The sequence below is a fragment of the Cryobacterium breve genome, from assembly GCF_004402375.1.
GTDB classification, from domain to species: domain Bacteria; phylum Actinomycetota; class Actinomycetes; order Actinomycetales; family Microbacteriaceae; genus Cryobacterium; species Cryobacterium breve.
The window spans coordinates 1-25,000 of record NZ_SOGJ01000019.1 but is presented as its reverse complement, the minus strand read 5'-3'; the positions used below and the strand labels follow the sequence as shown (position 1 = coordinate 25,000).

Here is a 25,000-nt window from a genome sequence, read left to right as displayed (position 1 = left end):
CACCGATTTCAGATACGGAGCCACACCATGCCGAACCACGACGACAACCCCACGACCATGTACCACACCGGCGGCTTCCCCAAGCAGGAGCAGGATCAGCCCGGCCTTACCGAGGCAACCATGCCTCGCCCGGACCACGGCGAAACCACCTACCGTGGCGCCGGCAAGCTCACCGGGAGGCGGGCACTCATCACCGGTGGCGACTCAGGCATCGGCCGCGCGGTGGCCATCGCCTACGCCAGAGAAGGCGCCGATGTCGCCATCTCCTACCTGCCTGAGGAGCAGACGGATGCCGAAGATACGGCCGATCTGATTCGGGCCGCCGGTCGCACCGCTTTGCTCCTGCCGGGCGACATTCGCGAGGAAGCCCACTGCGTGAAACTCGTGGAGGACACCGTGGAAACACTCGGAGGGTTGGACATTCTGGTGCTCAATGCCGCCTACCAAGAAAACCGCAACGGCCTCGAAAATCTGTCCACGCCAGAGTTCGATCGAGTATTCAAAACCAATCTCTACGCGACGCTGTGGATCGCGCGCACAGCAATCCCTCACCTCTCGCCGGGAGCGTCCATCATCTCCACGTCATCGATTCAGGCATCGAGCCCCTCCCAGGCGTTGATCGACTACGCCATGACCAAGGCCGCGCTCGTCGCGTTCACTCAAGCGCTCGCCCAACAACTCGGCCCGGCCGGGGTTCGGGTCAACGCCGTTGCGCCCGGTCCCATCTGGACGCCGCTCATTCCTGCGACCTCATGGCCGGACAAGCTGCCCACCTTCGGTCTGGAGACCCCGTTGGGACGGGCCGGACAGCCGGCAGAGCTGGCCGCCGCCTACGTGTTCCTGGCCTCGCCCGAGGCGTCCTACGTTTCCGGCGCCGTGTTGCCCGTCACAGGCGGCCGCAGCTTCTGATGGTCGGGCATATCGCGGTCGCGGCGACGCACGCCGCTGGAGGTCACGTCTGCCGAGCCGACGGCTGTGAGGGCTGTCCGGTACACCTCAGCGTGTGCAGTCGCGATGACACCGCGGTGAGCCCATCGTTGGGCGCGGCGCTCCGCCCGGACTGCCCGTCGCGACATCGTCTGGGGATGCCTGAGGGTCTGCGACAGGGCAGCCGCCAGCGATCCGACCGAGCCGGGATCGAACCCGACGACCGCGCCCGGTTCATCGTGCTGGTCGAGCCAATGTCCGATCGAGGGGGCGACCACCGGAACACCCAGGTCGTAGCAGAGTTCAAGCCAACCGGAGTGCGTGCCATGCCGATACGGCAAAACGTTGGCGTCGAGGGCGGCGAGAGCACGCACGAGCTCGTCATCGGACAGCCGGGGATGCTCGAACATGGTCACTCCCTCGGCCTCGCGACACGCCTGCGCAACAGCGTCGCGGGCGGCCTCATCGCGAACTCTCGTGCTCACGTGCACTTCAGCCTGCACGTCCAATCCGCCAGCGCGAAGCATTCGAACGGCGCCGACCAGGTTCATCGTGGCTCGGCGTGCGTCCGTGCCCGCGCGGATGTCGCCCAGATGCATGCCAACGACGGCGGTCGAACGCTCGCCAGGATCGGGGACGCTCTCTGCCGACACGCTGTTGAAATCAAGGAGATGCGGATGCCGGATCACCACGGCCTCCCGCCCCCACCGCTGCGAAATCTCTCGCGCGGCACCAGTGGTGAGTGTCGTCACGACCGTCGCACCGGCTATGAGCACATCAAGGTGCTGCTCATGTCGGGTCTGGTCGAACAGCTGCGGGTTCTGTAGATCGTGCACGGTGAAAACCAGCGGTCGGCCCACCGATGCCAGAGCCTCCACGCATGAGGTGAGATGACCGACGGAGAACGACTCAAACCCGAAGTGCACATGCATGAGATCGAAAAGCCCGGCATTCGCTGTTATCCAGACGGGATCGAGCATGACCGGTGGCCACCATTCGCCGGCCGTCCTACTGGCCGGGATCACGTCGGGCAGGCTCACGAACGCCGGTGAACCGCCTGACGACCCTGCTGACAGATTGCGCACGTAGGAGTGCGAGCCAGGTACGTGAGCGACGCGGACAGGAAACACGGTGTTTGGTAACAACCTTCACGGTGAGGAGGACTCCGGGCGCCGCTTACTCGCGGCTCTATGATTCATAGCAGAAGGCGGCGTTCGAAGTTGGACGCGTGAATAATTTTACCTTCGGGCGTCGACAGCCCAGGAACGGAGTCGGAGTGGCGAACCAGCATGCGGATTGGCGCGGGGTCGAACCCGGCAGCGACAGGCCGCTGATCGTGACACACGGAAACTGCCAGGCCGAGTCGGTGCGCCGTGCAGTCGCCGCATCGGATGTCGCCACCGTGCGTATTCCGCCGGCGCACGAACTTGCCGCCGACGATCTCCCGCATCTCAACCGTTTGCTGGCGCGGGCCAGATTTTTCATCAGTCAACCGGTGCGGGACGACTATCGGGGGCTCGCCATCGGAACCCGACAACTCGCCGCACAGATGCCTGCTCATTCCACAACGGTCATGTTTCCGGTCATCCGATTCGCGGGGCTCTACCCCTTCCACCTCATTGTGCGGCCACCGAGTGACCTTGGTGCAACGCCGCCCCTGGTCGCCTATCACGATGCGAGATTGTTGCGCACGGCCTTCGATCGACGCTTCGACCCACGCTCCCCCGTGCGTCGCGTTGACCTTACAACCGAACAGGTGATGACTGTAGGGCTTCGCTCAATCGCGGAGTTGCAGCAGCGTGAGCAACGACACTCCACCGTCCTGGTCTCCGATCTGTTCACCTCCCCGTCGTTTCCGCAGATGCGCACGATCAATCACCCTGGCAACCCGGTGTGGCTGGTTGTTGCAGCACGACTTCGACGAGCGCTCCACCTTGCCGAAATCCCTGCCATGCTCGATCACCCCTTGCTCGACAGCGTGCACGCACCCCGATTGCCGATAGTCGCTGACACCTATGGCCTACCCGATTCCCCAACCGATTCGTGGCTTGTCAACGGGCATCGGGTGAGCTGCGGTGAGGTCGAAGATGCCCACCTACGGTGGTACGAGGATCACCCGGATGCCGTGGATGCCGGACTGGCCCGCCACGCCGACACCCTCCACGGACTCGGGCTGCGGTGAGCGTGCAGCAACCCGACTTCCTCGCCCCTGGTCCGTCTCGGCATGGAGTCGTTCGTTACGCGCGGGAACTGGCCCACGCGAGCATCGGGGCGGTTGCGGCCCAGGGTCGGCGCGGGCCACCACCCCGATTGCTGGAATCATCTCAGGAGTCACGATCAGGTCACCCTCTGCACCTGCACTTCACGGATCGGTTGTTCGGCGCGTCGCCCGAGGAGGCGGCCGCCAATTTCGAGCGCATCGCCGCACTCACTCCGGTTTCGGTCACCCTTCACGACGTACCCCAGCCGTCGGATGGAGTGACCAACCTGCCTCGACGACGGGAATGTTACCGCCGGGTGATCGCTGCCGCTCGTGGAGTGGTGTGCAACAGTTTTCACGAAGTCGCCCTCCTGCAGGAACTGGGCGTCATGACGGCAGGTGGTCGACCGGCTGTAATTCCCCTCCCGGCTCATCAGGCGCAGCGAGAAGCAGTAGACCCCGACAATCTTGATGCAATGGCCGCGCTTGTGGGATTCGTTTATCCCGGCAAGGGTCACCGTGAAGTCATCGACGCCGTTGCGCGGATGGGCGCCGTTCTCGACGTAGCCGCCCTCGGGGCTGCCTCGGCGGGTCATGAGGCTGACCTCATCGCCCTCGCCAGCCATGCCGAATCCCTGGGCATCACGTTCACCGCAACGGGCTACATCTCCGACGACGAGCTCTTTCGTCTGTGTCGCCTGGCTGCGGTGCCCATCGCGGCCCATCAGCACCTGTCGGCTTCGGGCTCCATCCTCGCCTGGCTCGCGGCGGGTCGACGCCCACTCGTCGCCGATTCTCGCTACGCCCGTGAAATGCAGGCACTCAGACCCGGCTCGATGACGCTGTACGCGGCGAACGCGATGGAGGCCGCGATCGTGGCTGCGCTCTCAGATCCTCGATCGACGATCCTTCCCACCGATATCGACACGGCTCCGCACCTACCCCACGTTGTGACGTCGTATCGCGAGTGGTGGAACGGTCTCGCCTGGTGACCGACAACACGCCACGCACGAGCCACGCCGTCACCGCAAACCGTTGGGACATCCTGGGCGGTCTGTGGCCAAAACCGCTGCCCGTGGTGTCAGTTGTCATCGCGCACTTCGAACAGCAATCGCAGCTCGATCGAACTTTGCTCGCGCTTGAACGCCAGACCTATCCGAACGACTTCCTCGACATGATCGTGGTAGACGATGGCTCGCGGGCGGCACCTTCGGTGCCGGCAAAGGTGCGCCTGATTCGCCAGGAGGATCGGGGATTCCGCCTCGCGGCGGCCCGCAATGCCGGTGCGCGGGCGGCCCGTGGCAGCATCCTCTGTTTTCTCGACGCGGACACGACGCCAGAGCCTGACTACGTGCGGGAGCTGACTCGCCTCCCCTCACTCGCTGCTGACGCGGTCACCGTCGGGATGCGACGTCATGCCGACCTTTCCGCCACTTCCGCCGACGGCCGGATAGAGCTGATTGCACCCAACCACGAGCTGCCGGCTCCCGCCTGGCTCACCCGTGAATACGAACGTTCCTCCGATCTGCTCGAGGTCGATCACCGCTCCTACCGTTTCCTCATTGGCGCCGTGCTCGCCTGCAGCCGTGACTTTTTTGCCGAGACGGGAGGGTTCGACGAGTCATTCACCGAATACGGCGGTGAGGACTGGGAGTGGGGATATCGTGCGTGGCTGGCAGGGGCGGTCTTCGCGCACGTGCGAAACGCGGTGGCCTGGCACGACGGCCCTGAGTGGTCGGAGCGGACAGATGCGGATGCCTCGCGTCAACGCCGAAAAAATGCCGAGACGCTGAAGCTCACCCAGTTCATCCCCGCTCGGGGCAGTGCCGGCCGGGGAGTTCGGCCTCCAACCGCAGACCTTCTGGTGGAGATCCAATCGAGCACGAGCTCGGCAGCGCTCTTCATCTGTGTGGACAGCGTCCTAGAGTCCCTTCCGCACGCCGTTGTCGTCGTGCCCGGCAATTGCCTCGATTCGCACTTCAACGACCCACGCGTTGTGAGGCGAGCCGACGCCGGCGAGCGTCCCCTCGTGCGGGCGACGGTGGCGTTTCCCCGTGCAGTGCGAGTTGATCCGGAAGTTTTCCGCCGGGAGGTTGAGCGGGTGGCATCGGGTTCCGGTGACGCTGCCGATGTCGTCGTGCGGGACTCCTCTGGCAGCATCCTCTGTGAAATACGCTCGGTGCGGGCGCGCCGGCGCAGCGCGCGCTGGCAGCGCGACGGGCTGTTCCCTACCGTTGAGGTCGTCGCTGACTGGGTGATCGCACTCGACCAGGAACCCGACCTGGAGGCATACCTCGGCGGTTGGAGCTGACGCGGGCGACGCGGATTCACGGAGTCTTCCCAGATCCAGATCCAGATTCTCACGAACATTGTGACGCTCGCCGCCGCCGGCGCATCAGCGGGACGATGATGGTGACGTACGTGCGCAGGGCTCCGGCCCCATCGATCGCCGCAGCCTCGTCCAGCTCGACGGGAATGCGTCGTACGAATTGCGAGAAGATCAGTACGGCACAGGGAACGTAGAAGGCGACGTTAGAGATAATGAGGCCCTGGTAGGTGCTGAGCCAGCCGATTGATCTGAGCATCTGACTCACCGGAATGAGCAGCACCTGCGAGAGAATCGACAAGCCGAGCACGAGCACGAGCATCCAGCGTCGTCCCAGTGGTAGTCGGCGCCACCTCCGGTGTCACAGGCGTCGGACGCCATTGGATCGACGCTGTCGGTCGGCTCGATCGCGGCCGTTTCCCACGTTCCCGACACATTCAACGTTGCCGGGGTATCGGTTGGTGACGGGGGCAGATCGTCGGTGGGAACAACGGCGGCTGCAGCCATGTGGGTGGATGGCGACCCCGGGACTTCGGGATTCAACGTCTCCGCCGCACCCAGCCCGAAGACAACCAGCGAGAAAGTGAGGACCCCCGCGCCGATCAAGCCGATCCCGAGCGCGAGTTATCTCTTCATGGAGTCATCTCTTCACGTGTCTTGAGCCACGTGCCGGTGCCGGCAGGGGCGGCGCGACTTTCCGGCCACCACCAGATCGCTGCCGCGGTGAAAAACAAGCCGAGCCCGGCGATGAGGCTGTTGCTGGCGAGATCCCACCCTGGCATTGTGAAAGCCAGCGCTCCCACCGTACCGCTGAGTGAGTGAAGCTGGAAAAGGCCGAAGTGCCCGAGTCCGAACTTGAAAGCACCATGACGAGAGCGCTCAGGACACGTGTCCGACGGCAAGACAACGCAACGGGCCCGGTAACAGCGAGGGTGGTCAACACGGCGACCGACAGGGCGGTTGCGGAGCCCGGCCGGATCTGTTCCCGAACCACGCTGAGCACGATCCGGGTCACCACGTAGAGACCCCAACCCACGCTCTCCCTCAGGAACGACGATGGCCTCGCGGCGGACATCCCTGCCCCGCACGCACGAAGGGTTCACCCCGGACGTCTTCGTCGCTGCAGTAAAGTTCGATTATCCAGTGGACGCTTCATTCTCAGTTCACCTTCTAATCGCTAATGCTGAATTGGAAACCTGATGGCAGAAATTCGCGCACGCCCGAGCCGGTCCGAGCGATTGGATGCACTCCCTTTCACTCGGGAGCATCGCGGTGTGCTCGTCGGGTCCGGTCTGGGCTGGGCTTTGGATGCGATGGACGTTGGACTCATCTCGTTCGTCCTCGCGCAACTGGCGGTGCAATGGTCGGCCAGCGACGTGGAACTGTCCTGGATCGCATCAGCCGGGTTCATCGGCATGGCCATTGGGGCCGTTCTCGGTGGCCTGCTGGCCGATCGCATCGGTCGGCGCCAGGTCTTCGCACTCACCCTCCTCGTCTATGGACTTGCCACAGGAGCCTCGGCATTGTCCGAGACTGTGGCCGTTCTCATCGCGTGGAGATTCGTCGTCGGACTCGGGCTCGGTGGTGAGCTTCCGGTCGCCTCGACACTCGTGAGCGAATTCGCGCCGCCACGTATTCGTGGCCGCATTATCGTCATCCTCGAATCGTTCTGGGCCATCGGTTGGACCGTGTCCGCAGTCATCGGGTTCCTGATCATTCCGGCTTCGTCCGACGGATGGCGCTGGGCTCTGGCTGTCGGAGCAGCCCCGGCTGTCTACGCGGTGGTCGTGCGTCTGAGGCTGCCGGAGTCGGTTCGCTTCCTGGAGTCCCGCGGCCGCCTCCTCGAGGCGGAATCGACCGTCAGACGCTTCGAAACGTCCGCCGGGATCTCGTACACCGAGGTGAATAATCCCGTTCCCCCCGCAACGACGGGTCAGAGGACACGTCTGTCCGATTTTCGGACGGGCGTCACCGCACTGTGGTCGCCTGGCCTGCGTCGCCGAACCGGGGCGTTGTGGCTGGTCTGGTTCTGCGTGAACTTCTCCTACTACGGGGCCTTCATCTGGCTCCCGACCATTCTGGTTGCCTCGGGATACTCGCTCGTTCGCTCATTCGCGTACACGCTGATCATCACCGTCGCACAACTGCCGGGCTATGCCGCCTCGGCATTCCTCATCGAGCGGTGGGGTCGACGCAGAACCCTGGCCGTCTTCCTGATCGGCTCGGCAGTCTCGGCGGCGCTTTTCGGAGCCGCCGGCGATGCCACTCAGGTGATCGGTGCTGGCATGCTGCTCTCATTCTTCAACCTCGGTGCATGGGGAGCGCTGTACGCGGTGACCCCGGAGCTGTACCCCACTCGAATCCGTGCCACGGGCGCCGGCTGGGCCGCCGGCATCGGACGGATCGCCGCAATCGTGGCTCCACTGGCCGTGCCCCTGCTGCGCGAGACGGGCGGGACAGCGCTTCTGTTCGCGGTCTTCGCACTGTTCTTCGTGATCGCGGCACTCGGTGCGCTCGGGCTACCGGAGAAGCGGGGCGAGTCGCTGGAGGACTGAACGGGCACCCGCCGTCGGTGCCGTGACCGGTGGGACACCGAGACGCAAACGGGCGCCCGCTCCCGAGGGAGAGGGCGCCCGTTTGTGTCCCGCAGGTTACTTCTTGCCCTGGGCGCGCCGCTCGGAGCGGTTCGCCGGGGCGGGCTTCGACGCGTCGTCACGCTGTCCGAAGGCTCCGCGCTGGGGTGGCCCGGCTGCAATCTCTGCCTCCGACTCCGTGACGGGGGCGGCGGTGGCCCGTCGGGCACGGTCCGTAGCCGCCTGCTGGAGCTGACCACGCTGGTTTCGCACCTCGACTCCACCCGAATCGCTCGGAGCGGTGTAGCTGAGCTTCTCATCGGCGGTCGGAGCGGGCGCGAGGCCCTTGGCCGCTACGACGGGGCCGGCAACGGCACCTGGCGCCTGGCTGACCTCGACTTCGAGGTTGAACAGGAATCCGACGGTCTCTTCGCGAATCTGGCCCATCATCTGCTGGAACATGACGAAGCCTTCGCGCTGGTACTCCACCAACGGGTCGCGCTGGGCCATGGCACGCAACCCGATGCCATCCTTGAGGTAGTCCATCTCATAGAGGTGTTCCCGCCACCGGCGATCGATGACCGACAGCACCACGCGACGTTCGAGTTCGCGCATCGCCGGGGTCCCCAGCGAGTCTTCACGGTTCTTGTAGGCAACCTTGGCATCCGAGACGATTTCGCGACGCATGAAATCGCGGTTGATCTTGCCACGGTTGCCAGCCTCGGCAACGACCTCGTCGATGGTCAGCCCCACCGGGTAGAGGGTCTTGAGCTCGGTCCACAGTGCGTCGAAGTCCCAATCGTCACCGTTGCCATCGCCCGTGTGAACCTCGAGGACCTCGTCGATGACGTCTTCAAGGAAGCGCTGTGTGCGCTCGTGCAGGTCATCGCCCTCCAGGATGTGGCGGCGGTCGCCGTAGATCGCCTCGCGCTGGCGGTTCAGCACATCGTCGTATTTGAGAACATTCTTCCGAATTTCAGCGTTGCGTCCCTCGACCTGCGCCTGGGCGCTGCGGATGGCCCGGCTGACGACCTTGGACTCGATGGCCATGTCGTCGGGAATTCCCTGGCGGCCCATCAGGCTTTCGGCAGCGCCCGCGTTGAAAAGACGCATGAGGTCGTCGGTCAAGGACAGGTAGAACCGGCTCTCACCCGGGTCACCCTGGCGCCCGCTGCGTCCACGCAACTGGTTGTCAATGCGGCGGGACTCGTGCCGTTCGGTGCCCAGCACGTAGAGGCCGCCCGCCTCGACGACCTTCGCGGCTTCCACGGCGACCTCCTCCTTGACGGCGTTGAACACGTCGTCCCAGGCGGCCTCGTAATCCTCCGGCGTTTCGACCGGGCTCAGGCCCTTGGCGTTCATCTGTGCCACGGCGAGGAATTCAGCGTTGCCGCCGAGCATGACGTCCGTGCCTCGTCCGGCCATGTTGGTGGCGACGGTCACCGAGCCCAAGCGTCCGGCCTGCGCCACGATGGCTGCTTCACGCGCGTGGTTCTTGGCGTTGAGCACCTCGTGCCGAACGCCCTTCTTGGCGAGCAGGCGCGACAGGTACTCGCTCTTCTCCACGCTCGTCGTGCCGACCAGGACCGGCTGGCCCTTCTCATGCCGGTCCACGATGTCCTCGACGACCTGGCCGAACTTGGCCTCTTCGTTCTTGTAGATGAGGTCGGACTGGTCGATGCGCTTCATGGGCTTGTTCGTGGGGATGGACACCACGCCGAGCTTGTAGGTGCTCATGAACTCAGCCGCTTCGGTCTCGGCCGTACCCGTCATGCCCGAGAGCTTCGAGTAGAGCCGGAAGTAGTTCTGCAGGGTGACGGTCGCGAGCGTCTGGTTCTCCGCCTTGACGGCCACGCCCTCCTTGGCCTCGATCGCCTGGTGGATGCCCTCGTTGTAGCGACGGCCCATCAGGATGCGCCCGGTGTGCTCGTCGACGATCATGACTTCGCCGTTCATGACGACGTAGTCCTTGTCCTTCTTGAACAGGGCGTTGGCCTTGATCGCATTGTTCAGGAAGGAGATCAGCGGGGTGTTCGCGGACTCGTACAGGTTGTCGATGCCGAGGTAGTCTTCGACCTTTTCGATGCCGGGTTCGAGCACACCCACGGTGCGCTTCTTCTCGTCGACCTCGAAATCGACATCCGGAATGAGCTTGGTCGACAGGCTGGCGAATTCGGTGAACCAGCGGTTCGCCTCACCGGATGCCGGGCCCGAGATGATCAGCGGCGTGCGCGCCTCGTCGATCAAGATCGAGTCGACCTCGTCAACGATGGCGAAGTAGTGCCCACGCTGCACCATGTCGGATGCCTGCCAAGCCATGTTGTCGCGCAGGTAGTCGAACCCGAACTCGTTGTTGGTGCCGTAGGTGATGTCGGCCAGGTACTGCTCGTGGCGCTGGGCTGGCGTCTGACCGGACAGGATGCAGCCGGTGGTCATGCCGAGGGCGCGGAACACGCGCCCCATCAGCTCGCTCTGGTAGCTGGCGAGGTAGTCGTTGACTGTGATGATGTGAACGCCGCGGCTGGTGATCGCGTTCAGGTATGCCGCGGTCGTGGCCACGAGGGTCTTTCCCTCGCCGGTCTTCATCTCAGAGATATTGCCGAGGTGTAGAGCCGCCCCACCCATCAGCTGCACGTCGAAGTGGCGAAGCCCGAGGGTTCGGGTCGAGGCCTCTCGCACGGCGGCGAACGCCTCGGGCAGCAAGTCGTCCAGCGACTCACCGCCCGAGTAACGCTCACGCAGCAACACAGTCTCGTTCTTCAGTTCCTCATCGGTGAGGTGGCTGAAGTCGTCTTCCAGCGCATTGGTGGCCTTCGCGTACTGCTCGAGACGGCGCAGCAGGCGCCCTTCACCAACACGAAGAACTTTTTCCAGAATTGAGGCCACGAATGCACTCCACTAGTCGTCACGGCGTGTGCACACGCCTGTCGTCGTTGCCGCACGCTCACAGCGTCCGGCATGCGGCAACTATAACAAGGCTAGATGGTCAGTTGCTGCGCTCGCGGGCGGACTGCGCGACCTCCCCGCGGTCAGCGGCATTCTCGTCCAGTTCGATCACGCCGTAGTCCCAGCCCTTGCGCCGGTAGACGACGCTCGGACGCTTCGTCTCCGCATCCTGGAACAGGTAGAAGTCGTGGCCGACGAGTTCCATGAAGTACAGCGCGTCGTCGACGGTCATCGGAGCCGCCGCGAAAACCTTGCGTCGGATGACGACGGGGTTGTAGACGTCTTCCGGTTCTTCGGCCGCGGGCGTTTCCGAGGTCACGACGGGGATCGCGCCGGTGCGCACCCGCTCGAGAACCTCAGCGTCGGCCGGCTTGATATCCACCACGCTGAAGTCGACGGATGCCGCGTCGTGCAGCGAAATAGGACGGTGGGCTCCGCCGCGGTGCAGCTTCTGACGGTCCTTGGCCCGGCGCACGCGCTCGAGCAGCCGTCCCAGGGCGACGTCGAACGCCGCGTACTTATCGGAGCCGTCGGCCTCGGCCCGTACCACCGGGCCCTTGCCGATCAGGGTCAATTCGACCCGGTCATTGCCCGTGGCACCGTTCTTCTCACGGTGACGACTGAGCTTGATTTCGAGAGCCAACGCCTTGTCCGCGAGACCGGCGACCTTTTCGGCCTTCTCGGTGGCATACTCCCGGAAACGATCAGTGATCCCTAGGTTTCGTCCAACGATGTTTGTTTCCATGACGACCTCCAGATCTGGCGAACCGCCCATATCCGGGCGATTATTACGCGCCTTTAGGACCACCGTAGCCGTGCAGGCCGGATAAGTCACAGCCTTTTGTCAATCAGTTTCCGATGAACTTTGGAGGGCCGGGAAACGACGCCGTGTTTCCGCCACTGTTGCGACGCCGACGACTTCACCGCCCGCGTGCAGCACGGCGCGTCGTGCCTCAAGCACGGTGGCGCCGGTCGTCAGGATGTCGTCGACGATCAGGGCGCGGAAGCCGTCGAGTCGACGCAGGGCCACCAGGGAGCCGGCACGGTTCCGGCCTCTGGCCTCGAACCCCAGGCCCACCTGATCCTGCGTCTCGGCCAGAGTGCGGAGCACCCGGGTGGCCCGGAAACCTGCACGCCCAAGCAGCAGATCTACGGGGTGGTAGCCACGGATGCGCCACGCCCGGCGCGAGGAGGGAACCGTCACGAGGTGGATGCCCGGTCCTGCCTGCTCCACATGGGCGAGGGTTGCTGCCACGACGATGCGCAGCGGCCCGGCGAGCGCGCCCGCGGCATCCGTTCGACCTCCGTCCTTGAAGGCCCCCAAAACCCGTCTGGCCACGCCGGAGTAGTCCAGAGCCGACCACACCAGAACGCCCGATCGTTCGGAGCTGTGCACCCGGGGTATGAGCGCGGCCAGGCAGGCCTGGCACAGGGCACGGTCGGGCGCACCACAGCCGCTGCACTCGGTGGGCATCACCACCGACCACGCGTCGAGGGCGGCCCGGGAGAGTGCGTCTGGGGTGCGCATCCTGCCAGCGTGGACTTTTGTCGGCCGCGTCCGGGGCCGGGCAGCCAGCCGGTGCAGAACCGGCGTCCGGGGGGACGGTGGAGGAGCTAACCGCCGATGCCCTGTTGCGTGGCCAGAAGCCCGACTCCCCCGAGGCGTTCCTGCCAGCCCGCTCCGCGCTGCACGAGAAGACCACCCGTGGAGGAGAGGGCGCGCAGGTCCCGCAGGTTGTTGCTGCCCACGATGGTGAGACTGTTCGGAGCCGACTCGAGGCGCGAGCTGAGGCCTCCGAGTTGCAGGGCCACGATACGTTCTTCGCCCGTGGGCAGCAGGGTCAGGGAGGCCACGGTGAGCTCGTCGATCCAGGCCGCGTCCACCGCGACGCCCGCGGTCTGACTCAGCAGTACCGCGTCACCCAGGGCAACCGGCGTGGTCTCGTCCCGGGTGATCGCGGCGACGACGAATCGGCTGTCGGCGCCGGACTGGAGCAGGGCGATCAGCCGGGCGCCGTCGCGGGACACGCGCAGAGACCGGATCGCGGATGCTTCCGGCCACGGGGTGGGCACGGCAGTCGCGTCACCGTTCGGACCGTAGACGAACAATTCCCCCGGACGGTCGGCGGGGAGTGACCAGACGAAGCCGTAGTTGTCGATGGAGGGCCCGATCAAACCCTGCCGCGGATCGAGCAGCACCGGGTCGTCGCCGACGCGCACACCGAAGACACCGGCTCCGGTCAGCACGGCGGCCGCCGTCTGGCCGGGTGACAGTGTGACTGAGAGCGGGCTCAGGTCGGAGACCGAACCGGACAGTCCAGCGATCGGCGTGACCGACGAGCCGCTCGCCGCGAGAAAGCCGAACTCTCCATCCCGCAGGATCAGCGCCCGAGCGTCGACGCGGGGGTTCACGGCCGGGGCGTTCGCGGTGAGCTCGCCGATGTCCTGCATATTGCGGTTGATGGTGACGGTCGCGGACAGGCCGGCCGGGAGGCTGGCCGATAGCTGGGCCTTCATCCGCTGCAGGGTGACCCTGTCGGCGTTCAGGGCTTCGCTGTTGAGATCGACCTTGGCGTCGCGGGCGATGACCTGCACGGCGTCCGCGGTGAGCGTTGTGCCTTCGGGAAAGGCTGTCACAACGGCCCCGGCGAGCCAGGGACTCGGGCCCTCGAGCAGACCATTGACGATTTTGGTCAGGGTGGCCCCGCCGCGTGGGTACCAGCGCAGGTCCGGCACGAGATAGCTGTATCCCGGGTCGAAGAAGTACAGCGCCTGGGAGGTGAAGACATCCTGGAAGATATTGCGGTCGATGACGGTTCCGTTGGGTGCTGCGCCGATGCGCCACTGGCCGCCGACCTTCACGAACTGGTAGCGCAGCGCAACCGCGGTGGACGACTCGACCTCGCGGTACTCGCCGCGGGCATCCACTTCGGCGACCGGGTTCACCGAGAACTGCATCTGCTCTTCGCCGACGGCCACGATGCTGCGCCCGGTCGCGTCGTCGACCGTCACACCGGAGTCTGGCTCCCAGCTGGTGCTGAAGCTGGGAGCCAGGAATTCCCGGGCGATCGCGTAGTCGTCGTCTGGGCTCGTCGCGGCGTCGATGAAACCGCGCAGGATCGCCTCCGGGGTGGCGTCTTTCTGGGGTCGCGACGGCAAGAAGACAGGTGCCGGGGTGGTGCCGGGCTGCACGGTCTGCCCCTCCCGCACTCCCCCGTCACGCGGGATTCCGGAACATCCGGTCAATGCCACCGCGAGTGCGACCAGCCCCGCGACCATCCGGGCGCGTCTACGCATAGTGTCCCCCCGTCTCGGAGCGACCCGTGCCACCGGCCGCGTCTGCCGGCGGCAAGGGGCTGGGCGAGCTCGTCAGAGTTCCGCGTGCCGTGCGAGGAAGGGTCAGCCGGAAACAGGAACCCTCCCCTGGGTGCGACCAGACCTGCAGCCACCCGCCGTGCACGGCTGCGTCCTCGAGGGAAATGGAGAGTCCGAGGCCGGTGCCGCCGATGGTGCGCTTGCGCGACGGGTCGGCCCGCCAGAACCGGTCGAAAACGTGGGCTATCTCCGCTTGGCTCATGCCCAGGCCGTAGTCGCGGACCGACAGGGCAACCGCGCTCTCGTTGCTGTCGACGGACACGATGATCGGCTTGCCTTCCCCGTGCTCAATGGCGTTGCCGATCAGATTGTGCATGATCCGACGGATGCGGCGGGGGTCCACGTCCGCGTCGAGGTGCCCGCCCGGGGCCACGAGGGTCAGCACCGTTCCCTTCGAATCTCCGAGGGAGCGCAAACCATCGATGGCGTCCTCGGCCAGGTGGACGAGGTTGGTCGGTTCGGTCTCCAACTGCACCGAACCGGCGTCGTACTTACTGATCTCGAGCAGGTCGCTGAGCAGGAGTTCGAATCGCTCGACTTGGGCGTGCAGGAGTTCGGCCGTGCGCTCCACCGCCGGCGGGAACGTGGACCGGTGGTCGAAGAGCACGTCGCCGGCGAGCCGGATCGTCGTCAAGGGGGTGCGGAGCTCGTGCGAGACGTCGGACACGAAGCGCTGCTGAACCTCGGACAGGTCCGCGAGTTCCTTGATTTGGCTCTGCAGGCTGTCCGCCATGCCGTTGAAGGATCGGGCCAGCGTCGCGATGACGTCCTCGCCCTTCTCGGGGATGCGCACGCCGAGATCGCCGGAGGCGAGCCGCTGACTGGTGGCCGCCGCGACGCGGATGGGGGTGACCACGAAGCGCACCACGATCCAGGTCACCGCCCCGACCAGCAGGACCAGCACCAGGCCGGCGATACCGAGGGTGCGCTGCACGAAGCCCAGGGTCGCCTCGGCGTCAGCCAGGCTATAGCCGATGTAGAGCTCGTAGTGCCCGGCGACCGGGACGGTGAGCTGCGAGCCGACGACGATCCCGGGGACCTGGCCGCCGTCATCCGTTGCCAGAGTCACCGACTGCCAGAACTGCTCGCCCCGGTTCTCCTGCACCTGCACGCGCAAATCGGACGTGATCACGCCGGTGGAGGCGCCGAACGACGAGGAGTCCTGGGGGGCCACTGTGGAGGCGTCCTGCCCGGGCGCCCGGAAGATGGCGATCAGCTGAGACGAAGATGCCGCGGTGATCAGGGTGCGGGCCGAACCCACCAGGGTCTGCACCTCTACCCGGTCGGCTGCGTCCGAGGCGTCGAAGATGCCCTGAGCGGCGGTCGTGGCCCGGTTCGATTCGACGAGAACCTGGTTCAGCCGGGACTGGAACAGGTCGTTGCCCACACTGACGGACACGTAGACCCCGACCACCATGATGGCGACTCCGGAGAGCGCGACCGTGATCGTCACGGTGCGGAACTGCAGCGAGGAACGCCACAGACCAGCGACTCTGGCGGGCCAGGAACGCCAATCCCGCCAGATGCCGCGGTTGAACCCGGTACGCCCGACCATCTGAAACCTAGCCGGCCGCGCCGGCCCGATAGCCGACCCCGCGCACCGTCATCACGATGCGAGGGTTGTCCGGGTCGTCTTCGACCTTGGCGCGCAGACGCTGGACATGCACGTTGACGAGGCGGGTGTCGGCCTTGTAGTGGTAGCCCCAGACCTGCTCGAGGAGCATTTCCCTGGTGAAGACCTGCTGGGGCTTGGACGCGAGCGCGAGCAGCAGATCGAATTCGAGCGGAGTGAGGTTGATCTGCCGTGTGCCGCGCCGCACCTCGTGCCCGGCGGCATCCACGACCAGGTCACCGATCTGCAGGCTGGCCGGCATCTCCGTTGGAACCGGGCGTAGCCGGGTGCGGATGCGCGCGACCAACTCCTTGGGGTTGAACGGCTTGACCATGTAGTCGTCGGCCCCGGATTCGAGGCCCTTGACGACATCCGTGGTGTCGGTTCGCGCCGTCAGCATGATGATGGGCGTTCCGGACTCGGCGCGGATCAGACTGCACACCTCGATGCCATCGAGGCCGGGCAGCATAAGGTCGAGCAGGACGAGGTCCGGCTTGACGGCGCGAAAGGCTTCCAGCGCCAGGGAACCGTCGGCGCAGAAGACCGGATCGAAGCCCTCAGCGTGCAGGACGATGCCGATCATCTCGGCCAGCGCGGTGTCATCGTCGACGACAAGAATGCGTGCGTTCATCAAACCGTTTTCCACTCAGTCACCCAAAAATACCCCGGTGAGTCATGCAATCACTGGCCTAAGAGTAGTCGACGACACCGTCTGATTGCTCAACGTGCTCATTAGTGTCCGAGGTATGCCAGCATAGAACTCGTGACGGACCCGCAGAACTGGCACTCCCCGGCCGATGACGCGCGCAGCAAGCCGGAGGGAGACGGGCAGAACCCGCCCGTCTGGGGTGCTCCGCCGGCCTGGACGCCCCCACCCCGACCGGGATTGATCCCGCTGCGTCCGCTCGGTTTCGGAACCCTTCTCTGGGCGCCGTTCCAGGTGTTGCGCCGCAACCCGAAGGCCACCTTCGGCAGCGCTCTGATCGTTCAGGGCGTCGTCGCCCTGGTTGCCATCGTGATGGTCGGCCTGGTCACGTACTTCGCACTCGGACGCGTGGACAATGCTCCGTTGGAGGACCGCGCCGCGCTCGAAGCCGGCGCAACCCTGAGCATCGTGCTCTCCGCGCTCGTTCCGGTGGCGTTGGCGGTTCTCGCCTCCGCCATGCTTCAGGGCATCATTGTGATCGAGGTTGCCCGCGCGACCCTGGGCGAGAAAATGCGCCTCAGTGCCCTCTGGCGTGCGGTCCTGCCCCGCCTCTGGCCACTGCTGCTGTGGACCATCCTGCTGAGCGCCGCGCTGATCGCCGCGCTCGCACTGGTGGTCGGGCTTGTCGTCCTCCTCGTCTCCCTGGGCGGTGCGGGTGTCGCGTTCGCGGTGCTCACCGGCGTCCTCGGTTCGATCGCACTCATCGCGCTCGGCGCGTGGCTGATCACGAAAACGTCGCTCGTACCGAGCGTCATCGTGCTCGAACGGCTCGGCATCCGTGCCGCTGTGGCCCGGTCCTGGTCGCTGACCCAGGGCTACTTCTGGCGCACGCTCGGCGCCCAGTTTCTAGTGGCACTGGTCGTGAACATCGTCTCGCAGATCGTGACGACGCCCCTGTCGCTGCTCTTCGGCGTCGCCACCACCCTTATCGACCCGAACGGGTCCTTCGAGGCGTATCTTCCGTCCATCCTCCTGTACGTGCTGACGATCCTGCTCGGCCTGGTGCTGGGCGCCGTCGCCGCTGTGGTGCAGTCATCCGTCACCGCACTCATCTACATCGACCTTCGGATGCGCAAGGAAGGCCTCGACCTCGAGCTGGCGCGATTCGTCGAATCCGCGCCCGGCAGCAGTGACGACCCCTACCTGACGACGCCGGCAGTCGCTCCGGACACTGCCTGGGCATGATCGGGGGTTTGTACATTCACGCGGCGCTCCGGGGGGCGATACCGGTCGAACCCGACGCGCCCGAGGCCCGGGACTGGTTGCGGGCAGAACTGGCCAAGCCTCCCTACGAGGCCGCCCGGCCGACCTGGTTCGACCGCCTGTCGACGGCGATCCTCGATTGGTTCGCCTCGCTCACGGCGCCATCCGCAGACGGGTTCGCCGCCTGGGTCCCACTGCTGGCCACCGTGGCCGTTGTGGTTCTGGTCGGTGCCGCCATCCTCATCTTCGGGCTGCCCCGGCTGAACCGGCGCAGCCGGCTCGCGACCGACCTCTTCGGGGTAGACGAACGGCGGTCCGCGGCTGACCTGCGCCGCGCAGCCCTCGCCGCGGCCTCCCACCTGGACTGGAGCCAGGCCAGCGCCGAGATGTTCCGCGCCCTGGCGCGGGGCATGTCCGAGCGCACGATCCTCGTCGTGACGCCGGGCATGACCGCGCACTCCTTCGCCGCCCGGGCGGCCGAGCCCTTCCCCGGCGAGCGGGTTCGTTTGGCCGAGGCCGCCGAGCTGTTCGACGGCGTGCGCTACCTGGGGGCGGAAGGAACCGAGCAGCGTTTCCTGGCCCTGGCAGCTCTGGAGAGCGATCTCCGCACCGCCCGGCCCATCCTCCACGAGGACCTGACTCCGACGAGACAACCATGAGTCTCCCGACGCACGCACCGTCCAAGCCTCCGGCAGAAGACGCCGTTTCCACCACACCCACTCTGCGTTCCGCGGGCCGCCGCGCACGGTTCTGGGTTCTGGCCGGTGCCGGAGCCGTGCTCGTCGCCGTAATCAGCACCGTCCTCACCGTTGGTGCGGCGGATGGTGGACCCCTTGCAGCTGACAGCGCGACGCCGATCGGAGCGCGTGCGCTGGTCGAGGTGCTCCACCAGCAGGGTGTCAGCGTCACGGCCGCCGCCAGCCTCGACGAAGCTGGCACCCTGGCATCCGCCGCCGGTGACCCCACCGTCTTCTTCTTCGACCCTGACGGGCTCCTCAGCGCCGAGCAGCTCACCTCGATGGCACAGCTCGCCCCGCGAACAATCGTGGCGTCCCCGGATTTCCTGACCCTGCAGACGCTGGCCCCCGCCGTGGGCTTCGGTGGAGTGTCCCAGGCCAAGGTCACGTCCGCCCGCTGCACACTCCCAGCCGCGGTCAATGCCGAGACGCTTTCGCCTGGCGGACCGACTCTCTCCATTCCGGCGGCGGCCGACGGACTGACCGGATGCTTCCCATCGGGAGGCGACGCCTACGCCCTGATCCAGACGGTCGCGTTCGACCGGTCCCTCACCTTGCTGGCCGACGGAACCCTTCTCAACAACGAACGGATCATCGAGGCCGGCAATGCCGCCCTCGCGCTCAACCTACTCGGGGCCGGCGACGAGCTCATCTGGTACCTGCCGACCATCGCCGACGTGCCGGGAACCGGATCAGCGTCGCTCGGCGAGCTCACTCCCGGCTGGGTCACCCCCACACTGGTGCTGCTGGTTCTGGTCACGGTGGCCGCGGCGGTCTGGCGTGGACGTCGCTTCGGCCCTCTTGTGGCCGAGAACCTGCCGGTCACCGTGCGTGCCAGCGAGACGATGGAGGGCCGCGCCCGGCTCTACGCTCGCAGCAACGCCCGACTGCGCGCCCTCGACGCGCTGCGGGTCGGAGCCGTGCAGCGCCTCGCCGGCCACGTCGGGCTCTCCCGTCTCGCTGCGCTGGACGAGGTGATCGTGATGGTCGCCACCATGACCGATCGGCCCTCCGCGGACGTGAGATCGGTGCTCGTCGACGCCATTCCGGCATCCGATGCCGCCCTGGTCGCCCTGTCCGACCGCCTCCTGGAACTTGAACGGGCCACGGCCCGCGCGACGACGCCCCTGCCACCCGGAAGAATGGACTCATGAGCACTCATACCGCTGTCGATACCCTGCGCGAATCCCTCGCCCAGGTGCGCACCGAGGTCGGCAAGGCCGTCGTCGGACAGGATGGCGCCGTGACCGGGCTGATCATCGCGCTGCTCGCCCGCGGCCATGTGCTACTCGAGGGGGTGCCGGGCGTTGCGAAGACGCTCCTGGTGCGTTCCCTGAGTCACGCGCTCAGCCTGGAGACGAAACGGGTGCAGTTCACTCCGGACCTGATGCCCGGCGATGTGACCGGCTCCCTCATCTATGACGCCAGGGTGGGCGACTTTGAGTTCCGCAAGGGACCAGTCTTCACGAACATCCTGTTGGCCGACGAGATCAACCGCACCCCACCGAAGACGCAGTCCGCCTTGCTCGAGGCCATGGAGGAACGCCAGGTCAGCGTCGATGGACTGTCACTCCCCCTGCCGGACCCGTTCATCGTCGCCGCGACCATGAACCCGATCGAATATGAAGGCACGTACACGCTGCCGGAGGCCCAGCTCGACCGTTTCCTGCTCAAGCTTGTGCTCGACGTGCCCGAACGCGACGCGGAGTTCGAGGTGCTGCGGCGTCACGCCGAAGGATTCAACCCCCGCGATCTCGCGGGCGCGGGGGTAACGGCGGTGCTCGGAGCAGACGAACTGCTGGCGGCGCAGTCGTCCGTGGCATCCGTGGGTTCAAGCCCCGACGTCCTCGCGTACATCGTCGACCTGGCCCGGGCCACGCGGAGCAGCCCATCGGTCAAACTGGGTGTGAGCCCGCGCGGCACAACCGCGTTGCTCGCCACGGCGAAGGCCTGGGCCTGGCTGAGCGGTTACGACTCGATCACCCCCGACCATGTCCAGGCGATGGTGCTCCCGGTCTGGCGGCACCGCGTGCAGTTGCGCCCGGAGGCCGAACTCGAAGGCGTCTCCGTGGACGCGATCCTGCGGGCAGTCCTCGCACAGGTGCAGGTGCCGATCTAAGTGACGCTCACCGGCCGGTTCGTTGCCCTCCTCGCGCTCGGCGTCGTGCCGATCGTGCTGTTCGGGCGCGCGTCGGAGACGGCGGCCACCGTGTTGGGACTGTGGGTGGTGGCCGTACTGGCCCTCGGTATCCTGGATCTCATTCTGGCTGGCTCACCCCGGCGGGTGGCACTTGCCCGCAGCCTTCCCTCTCGGGTGCGCCTCGGCGAAACCGTGACGAGCGACCTGTACCTGACCAACACCGGCACCCGGCGCCTGAACATGGTGGTCCGGGATGCCTGGCAACCGTCGGCCGGTGCCGGCAACAACCGCACGAAGCTGGCCCTGCCCCCCGGGGAGCGGCGTGTGGTGTCACTGCGGCTGACACCCCACCGTCGCGGGGAACGTCGCGTTGACCGCGTCACAGTGCGCTCGTTCGGGCCGCTCGGACTGTGGGCGCGGCAGGCCACTCTGCAGGCCCCCGGACAGATCCGAGTGCTGCCTCCCTTCAATGCGCGCAAGCACCTGCCCTCGCGCATCACGAGACTCAAGGAGCTCGACGGGCGCACCAGCCTGATGGTACGCGGCCAGGGCACCGAGTTCGATTCGCTGCGGGAATACGTGCGCGGCGACGACGTGCGGTCGATCGACTGGCGGGCCACGGCCCGGCACAACGACGTCATGGTGCGTACCTGGCGCCCCGAACGGGACCGACGTGTGGTGGTGCTGATCGACAGCGGCCGCACGTCGGCTGCCCGCGTCGACGACGAGCCTCGCCTCGACACGGCCTTCGAAGCATCACTGCTGCTGGCCGCGCTGGCCTCCACGGCAGGGGACCACGTCGACTTCATCGCCTACGACCGTCGGGTGCGCGGACGGGTGAAGGGCGCGCAGGGGGCGGAACTGCTCTCGCGGATGGTCGACACCATGGCACTGATCGAACCGGAGCTGATCGAAACTGATTGGTCCGCCGTTCCCGGGCAGGTGCGCGCGGTGACGAGCCGCCAGGCACTCGTCGTTCTGATCACCTCAATCGACGCAGCAGGAGCGTCGAGCGCGCTCCTATCGGTGTTACCCCAGCTGACCCGGCGCCACACCGTGATCGTGGCATCCGTCACCGACCCGACGACGCTGGCCGCCACCCACGAGCGTGGCAACCGCGAGGAGGTCTACCGTGCAGCTGCGGCGGAGCGTGCCTTGCTTGACGTGGCCCGAGTATCCGCCGCCATCCGTCGGCAGGGCGCTGAGGTCGTCACCGGTTCCCCCGCCGATCTGCCGCCTGCTCTGGCCGACCGCTACATCGCGCTCAAGGCTGCCGGACGGCTCTGACCTGCCTCAGGCCGAGTAGATCCGGGTGCTGCCCGCTTCGAATTCCGCCAGATCACCCGTTTCGCCAGCCCGCACGGCCTTGCCACCGAGCACGAGCATGTAGGCGAGGAAGACGAGCAGTGCCGCCGCACCGATCCCGATCTTGACGGGCCAAGGCCAGGGTGCCGGCGTGACGAAGCCTTCGATCACCCCGGAGACGAAGAGCACGAATACCAGCCCGATCGCAACCGTCGAGAGAGCGCGGGCATCCTCGGCCAGGGCCTGAGCGCGGGTGCGGGCTCCGGGTGCGATCCAGGCCCAGAAGATGCGCAGTCCTCCGGCAGCGGCCACGAAGATCGCGGTCAGTTCGAGCATGCCGTGCGGCAGGATGTACAAGAAGAACACATCGCCCTTGCCGTAGGCGAACATCACGGCAGCTGTGATGCCCACGTTTTGCGCGTTCTGCAACACAATGTAGGGAACGTAGACGCCGAGGATGCCGAAGGCGATGCACTGGGCCGCGATCCAGGCGTTGTTTGTCCAGACCAACCCGGTGAAAGATGCCGCTGGATTCTCCGAGTAGTAGTTCACGAAGTCTTCGTTCACCAATTTCTGAAGTTCCGCGTCAGAACCCACGGCCGCCAAAACCTTCGGGTTGCCCGTTATCCAGAACCCGTAGAGGGCGGCGACCGCGACGGTCACCACCGCCACGGCGAGGGTGAGCCAGCGGAGGCGATAGAGCGCAGCCGGAAGCTGCAGGATGAAGAACCGGGGAATCTGGGAGATCACGTTGGCGCTGGCACCCGTGAATTTGAGTCGGGCCCGGGACAGCCCTACCGACAGGCGGTCCCCCTCGAGGGTCGACCCTGCCGTCGATTTGATGGCCGACAGCTGGGTCGCCCCTGATTGGTAGCGTTCGATCAGCTCGTCTGCCTGCGCGCCGGAGAGCCGCCGCCGCTTGCCGAGCACAGCCAGGCGGTCCCACTCGGCGCGGTGCGCCGCTGAATATGCGTCAAGGTCCATCTGATCTAATAGTAGACATGGACCAGCCTGGCAAGGTGGCCGATCATGGCCAATATTCGTGGAGTGAGCAGGAATTGGTCACGGGAGAAGCCGTGGCCCTTGATGTGCGCCCAGCCAGCATCATCCTGCGTGCCGCGGGAACGATCATCGACTGGATCACGTATCTGCTCCTGTTCCTGGCCATGGCGTTTCTCGTCACCTCGCTTACGGGAGTGGCGATCGACGACACTCTCGGCCGGGCGCTCGGAATTGCGGGCCTAGTCGTCTGCATTCTCATCGTGCCCATGTCCGTCGAAGCGGCCACCGGCGGTCGCTCGTTGGGAAAGCTCGCGATCGGTGCGCGCATCGTGCGCGATGACGGTGGTGCTATCCAGCTGCGCCATGCGTTCATCCGTGCGCTTGTAGGCGTGATCGAGATCTACCTGACCTTCGGTGGCCTTGCCGCGACCACGGCATTGCTGAATGGCAAGTCCAAACGCCTCGGCGATCTGTTGGCCGGCACGTATAGCCAGCACGAACGGGTTCCGCGGGTGCCGGACCGCACGGTCATCCTCCCGCCCGAGCTGGCGGCGTGGGCCCAAACTGTCGATATTCTGCGGCTGCCCGACCGGCTTTCGCGCAGAATTGCCCAGTTCTTGATGCAGGCCGGCAAACTGAATCCGGAGACTCGTTTGCGCCTCGCCGCCAGCCTGGCTGAGGAGGCCGCCCCGTTCGTGTCACCGAAGCCCGGGGTTCCCCCGGAGGCTTTCTTGGCCGGCGTCGCCGCCGTGCGACGCGACCGGGAGTCCACCGCGCTGCAACTCGAGCGGGAACGACTGGACCGTCTGCAGCCCATCCTGCACACTCTGCCGCACAACTTCCCTGAGCGGTAGCCCTCCGGTCATGACGTTCGCCTGACCCACGCCCCTTCCCTTGGGGCCCGTGCCCGTTCCTTGGCCAGTGTCCGTGCGAATGCCGGAGCCCGTGCCGGTGCCCGGTGTCGGAAGCCGTGCCGGTGACCGTACCGATGTCGGTACCCGTACCGATGTCGGTACCCGTACCGACGCGGGTACCCGTGCCGGCGCTAGTGCCGGTCGATTATGGGCGTTCCGGCGGGGACTCTCGACCGACACCGGGAATTGTCGCCATTCTTTAGCGGTGGATGCCCCACCGAGCGGGCAACTCTCTGTTGTTGGTGCAGGTGCGCGCCCTCGCACCATGCCTGCGGGTGTGGCTAACTCAGGACATCCGTATATGACAGCGAGCGACGGCCGCGGACAGATGCGGCACAGATGCGGATGCCCGTCCCGGCCCGGCAGATCTCCTGAGTTAGCCACAACACCTGCCGGATGCCCAGCACGGAGTCGCGGCGGCGCACGCTTGTTCCCGAACCGGTCGAGAGTGCGGCCGGACCCAAGCCCGTGGCCAACTCAGGACATCCGTCGTCCACAAGCACCGGCCGCCGCTAACCAATGCGGAAGCAGCCCGGATGTCCCGACCGGGCCGGCGGGATCTCCTGAGTTAGCCACAACGACCTCTGGAAGCACAGCACAGTGGACGACAACAGGTGTGCCGGCTCTCAAACTCACCCGTTTCGTGCAGGAGGCTCTAGGCGCAGGATGTGGGAGTGGGAGAAGCGCAGAGGGTGCGCCTGCTTCCGTAGGGTGTGCCGCCACCTGCGCTGCCCTTCCTCCCGGTGCGGAGATGGCACCCTGTGCGGATATGGCGCCCTGTGCGGAGATGGCACCCGGTGCGGATATGGCACCCTGTGCGGATATGGCGCCCTGTGCGGATATGACAGCCTGTGCGGACGTGGCACCCTGTACGGATGTGGCGCCCGGTGCGGATATGGGGGTGACAGGCGGTGCCGCTTAACGGTAGAAGGCCACCTCGTGGGGTGGCCTTCTACCGTTGGCGGGTGGTGGTTAAAGCAGGAAAGCCACCCCGTGGGGTGGCTTTCCTGGTGTTTCTAAGTTAAGTCCGGCGG

The 25,000-nt window shown here is 66.1% G+C and carries 20 protein-coding genes; 11 read left to right on the top strand and 9 right to left on the bottom strand.

Annotation, left to right across the window (positions count from 1 at the left end; genetic code table 11):
* The first annotated feature begins 27 nt into the window (after positions 1-27).
* Complete coding sequence (locus E3O65_RS07195; RefSeq protein ID WP_134363069.1) at positions 28-909, top strand: SDR family oxidoreductase; 882 nt, start codon at positions 28-30, stop codon at positions 907-909.
* Here E3O65_RS07195 and E3O65_RS07190 read toward each other — a convergent pair.
* Positions 861-1,967 carry a glycosyltransferase family protein gene (locus E3O65_RS07190; protein WP_134363068.1) on the bottom strand — a complete coding sequence of 369 codons (1,107 nt, stop codon included), beginning with the start codon at positions 1,965-1,967 and terminating at the stop codon, positions 861-863. The genes E3O65_RS07195 and E3O65_RS07190 overlap by 49 nt on opposite strands.
* A 236-nt stretch (positions 1,968-2,203) precedes the next feature.
* Between E3O65_RS07190 and E3O65_RS07185 the strand changes: the two genes are divergently transcribed.
* The 3 genes from E3O65_RS07185 (at position 2,204) to E3O65_RS07175 (ending at position 5,438) form a co-directional block, all read left to right on the top strand.
* Positions 2,204-3,109 (top strand): WcbI family polysaccharide biosynthesis putative acetyltransferase, encoded by a 906-nt coding sequence (locus E3O65_RS07185; protein ID WP_134363067.1) that lies wholly within the window; start codon positions 2,204-2,206, stop codon positions 3,107-3,109.
* A 494-nt stretch (positions 3,110-3,603) separates the two neighbouring features.
* Entirely contained in the window at positions 3,604-4,119 is a 516-nt protein-coding gene (locus tag E3O65_RS07180) for a glycosyltransferase family protein (protein ID WP_134363066.1), read from the top strand.
* Positions 4,116-5,438 (top strand): glycosyltransferase family 2 protein, encoded by a 1,323-nt coding sequence (locus E3O65_RS07175; RefSeq protein WP_241985739.1) that lies wholly within the window; start codon positions 4,116-4,118, stop codon positions 5,436-5,438. The genes E3O65_RS07180 and E3O65_RS07175 overlap by 4 nt, the downstream gene beginning before the upstream one ends.
* Before the next feature lie 49 nt (positions 5,439-5,487).
* Here E3O65_RS07175 and E3O65_RS07170 read toward each other — a convergent pair whose 3' ends face one another.
* Positions 5,488-5,775, bottom strand: a complete 288-nt coding sequence (locus E3O65_RS07170) for an ABC transporter permease subunit (protein WP_134363065.1) — start codon at positions 5,773-5,775, stop codon at positions 5,488-5,490.
* Between the two features lie 877 nt (positions 5,776-6,652).
* On the opposite strand from E3O65_RS07170, the gene E3O65_RS07165 reads away from it, so the two are divergent.
* Positions 6,653-8,008 (top strand): MFS transporter, encoded by a 1,356-nt coding sequence (locus E3O65_RS07165; protein WP_134363064.1) that lies wholly within the window; start codon positions 6,653-6,655, stop codon positions 8,006-8,008.
* A 96-nt stretch (positions 8,009-8,104) separates the two neighbouring features.
* Here E3O65_RS07165 and secA read toward each other — a convergent pair whose 3' ends face one another.
* The 6 genes from secA to mtrA form a co-directional block, all read right to left on the bottom strand.
* On the bottom strand, positions 8,105-10,912 hold the full coding sequence (gene secA, locus E3O65_RS07160; protein WP_134363063.1) for a preprotein translocase subunit SecA: 2,808 nt from the start codon (positions 10,910-10,912) through the stop codon (positions 8,105-8,107).
* Positions 10,913-11,012: 100 nt separating this feature from the next.
* Positions 11,013-11,717 (bottom strand): ribosome hibernation-promoting factor, HPF/YfiA family, encoded by a 705-nt coding sequence (hpf, locus tag E3O65_RS07155; protein WP_134363062.1) that lies wholly within the window; start codon positions 11,715-11,717, stop codon positions 11,013-11,015.
* A gap of 99 nt (positions 11,718-11,816) precedes the next feature.
* Positions 11,817-12,500: a ComF family protein gene (locus E3O65_RS07150; protein ID WP_134363061.1), complete on the bottom strand. Its 684-nt coding sequence runs from the start codon at positions 12,498-12,500 to the stop codon at positions 11,817-11,819.
* An 86-nt stretch (positions 12,501-12,586) separates the two neighbouring features.
* Positions 12,587-14,269: an LpqB family beta-propeller domain-containing protein gene (locus E3O65_RS07145; protein ID WP_134363060.1), complete on the bottom strand. Its 1,683-nt coding sequence runs from the start codon at positions 14,267-14,269 to the stop codon at positions 12,587-12,589.
* Positions 14,262-15,902: an MtrAB system histidine kinase MtrB gene (gene mtrB / locus E3O65_RS07140; protein WP_134363059.1), complete on the bottom strand. Its 1,641-nt coding sequence runs from the start codon at positions 15,900-15,902 to the stop codon at positions 14,262-14,264. Before mtrB ends, E3O65_RS07145 begins: the two co-directional genes overlap by 8 nt.
* Before the next feature lie 7 nt (positions 15,903-15,909).
* Positions 15,910-16,590 (bottom strand): MtrAB system response regulator MtrA, encoded by a 681-nt coding sequence (gene mtrA / locus E3O65_RS07135; protein ID WP_134363058.1) that lies wholly within the window; start codon positions 16,588-16,590, stop codon positions 15,910-15,912.
* Between the two features lie 132 nt (positions 16,591-16,722).
* Here mtrA and E3O65_RS07130 point away from each other — a divergent pair, with 132 nt between their 5' ends.
* The 5 genes from E3O65_RS07130 to E3O65_RS07110 are packed head-to-tail and all read left to right on the top strand — an operon-like array spanning position 16,723 to position 22,032.
* A complete protein-coding gene (locus E3O65_RS07130; protein WP_134363057.1) occupies positions 16,723-17,850 on the top strand; it encodes a hypothetical protein in 1,128 nt (375 codons plus the stop codon).
* Positions 17,847-18,527, top strand: coding sequence for a DUF4129 domain-containing protein (locus tag E3O65_RS07125; protein WP_134363056.1), 681 nt, complete (start codon positions 17,847-17,849; stop codon positions 18,525-18,527). The genes E3O65_RS07130 and E3O65_RS07125 overlap by 4 nt, the downstream gene beginning before the upstream one ends.
* Positions 18,524-19,759 (top strand): DUF4350 domain-containing protein, encoded by a 1,236-nt coding sequence (locus E3O65_RS07120; RefSeq protein WP_134363055.1) that lies wholly within the window; start codon positions 18,524-18,526, stop codon positions 19,757-19,759. Before E3O65_RS07125 ends, E3O65_RS07120 begins: the two co-directional genes overlap by 4 nt.
* The gene (locus E3O65_RS07115) at positions 19,756-20,724 is read left to right on the top strand and encodes an AAA family ATPase (protein ID WP_134363054.1); all 969 of its coding nucleotides are present in this window, start codon (positions 19,756-19,758) and stop codon (positions 20,722-20,724) included. The genes E3O65_RS07120 and E3O65_RS07115 overlap by 4 nt, the downstream gene beginning before the upstream one ends.
* Positions 20,725-22,032, top strand: a complete 1,308-nt coding sequence (locus E3O65_RS07110; protein WP_134363053.1) for a DUF58 domain-containing protein — start codon at positions 20,725-20,727, stop codon at positions 22,030-22,032.
* 6 nt (positions 22,033-22,038) lie between these two features.
* Here the strand turns inward: E3O65_RS07110 and E3O65_RS07105 are convergent, their stop codons facing one another.
* Complete coding sequence (locus tag E3O65_RS07105; RefSeq protein WP_134363052.1) at positions 22,039-23,034, bottom strand: stage II sporulation protein M; 996 nt, start codon at positions 23,032-23,034, stop codon at positions 22,039-22,041.
* A gap of 17 nt (positions 23,035-23,051) precedes the next feature.
* Between E3O65_RS07105 and E3O65_RS07100 the strand changes: the two genes are divergently transcribed.
* Positions 23,052-23,906 (top strand): RDD family protein, encoded by an 855-nt coding sequence (locus E3O65_RS07100; RefSeq protein WP_134363051.1) that lies wholly within the window; start codon positions 23,052-23,054, stop codon positions 23,904-23,906.
* The last annotated feature ends 1,094 nt before the right edge of the window (positions 23,907-25,000 follow it).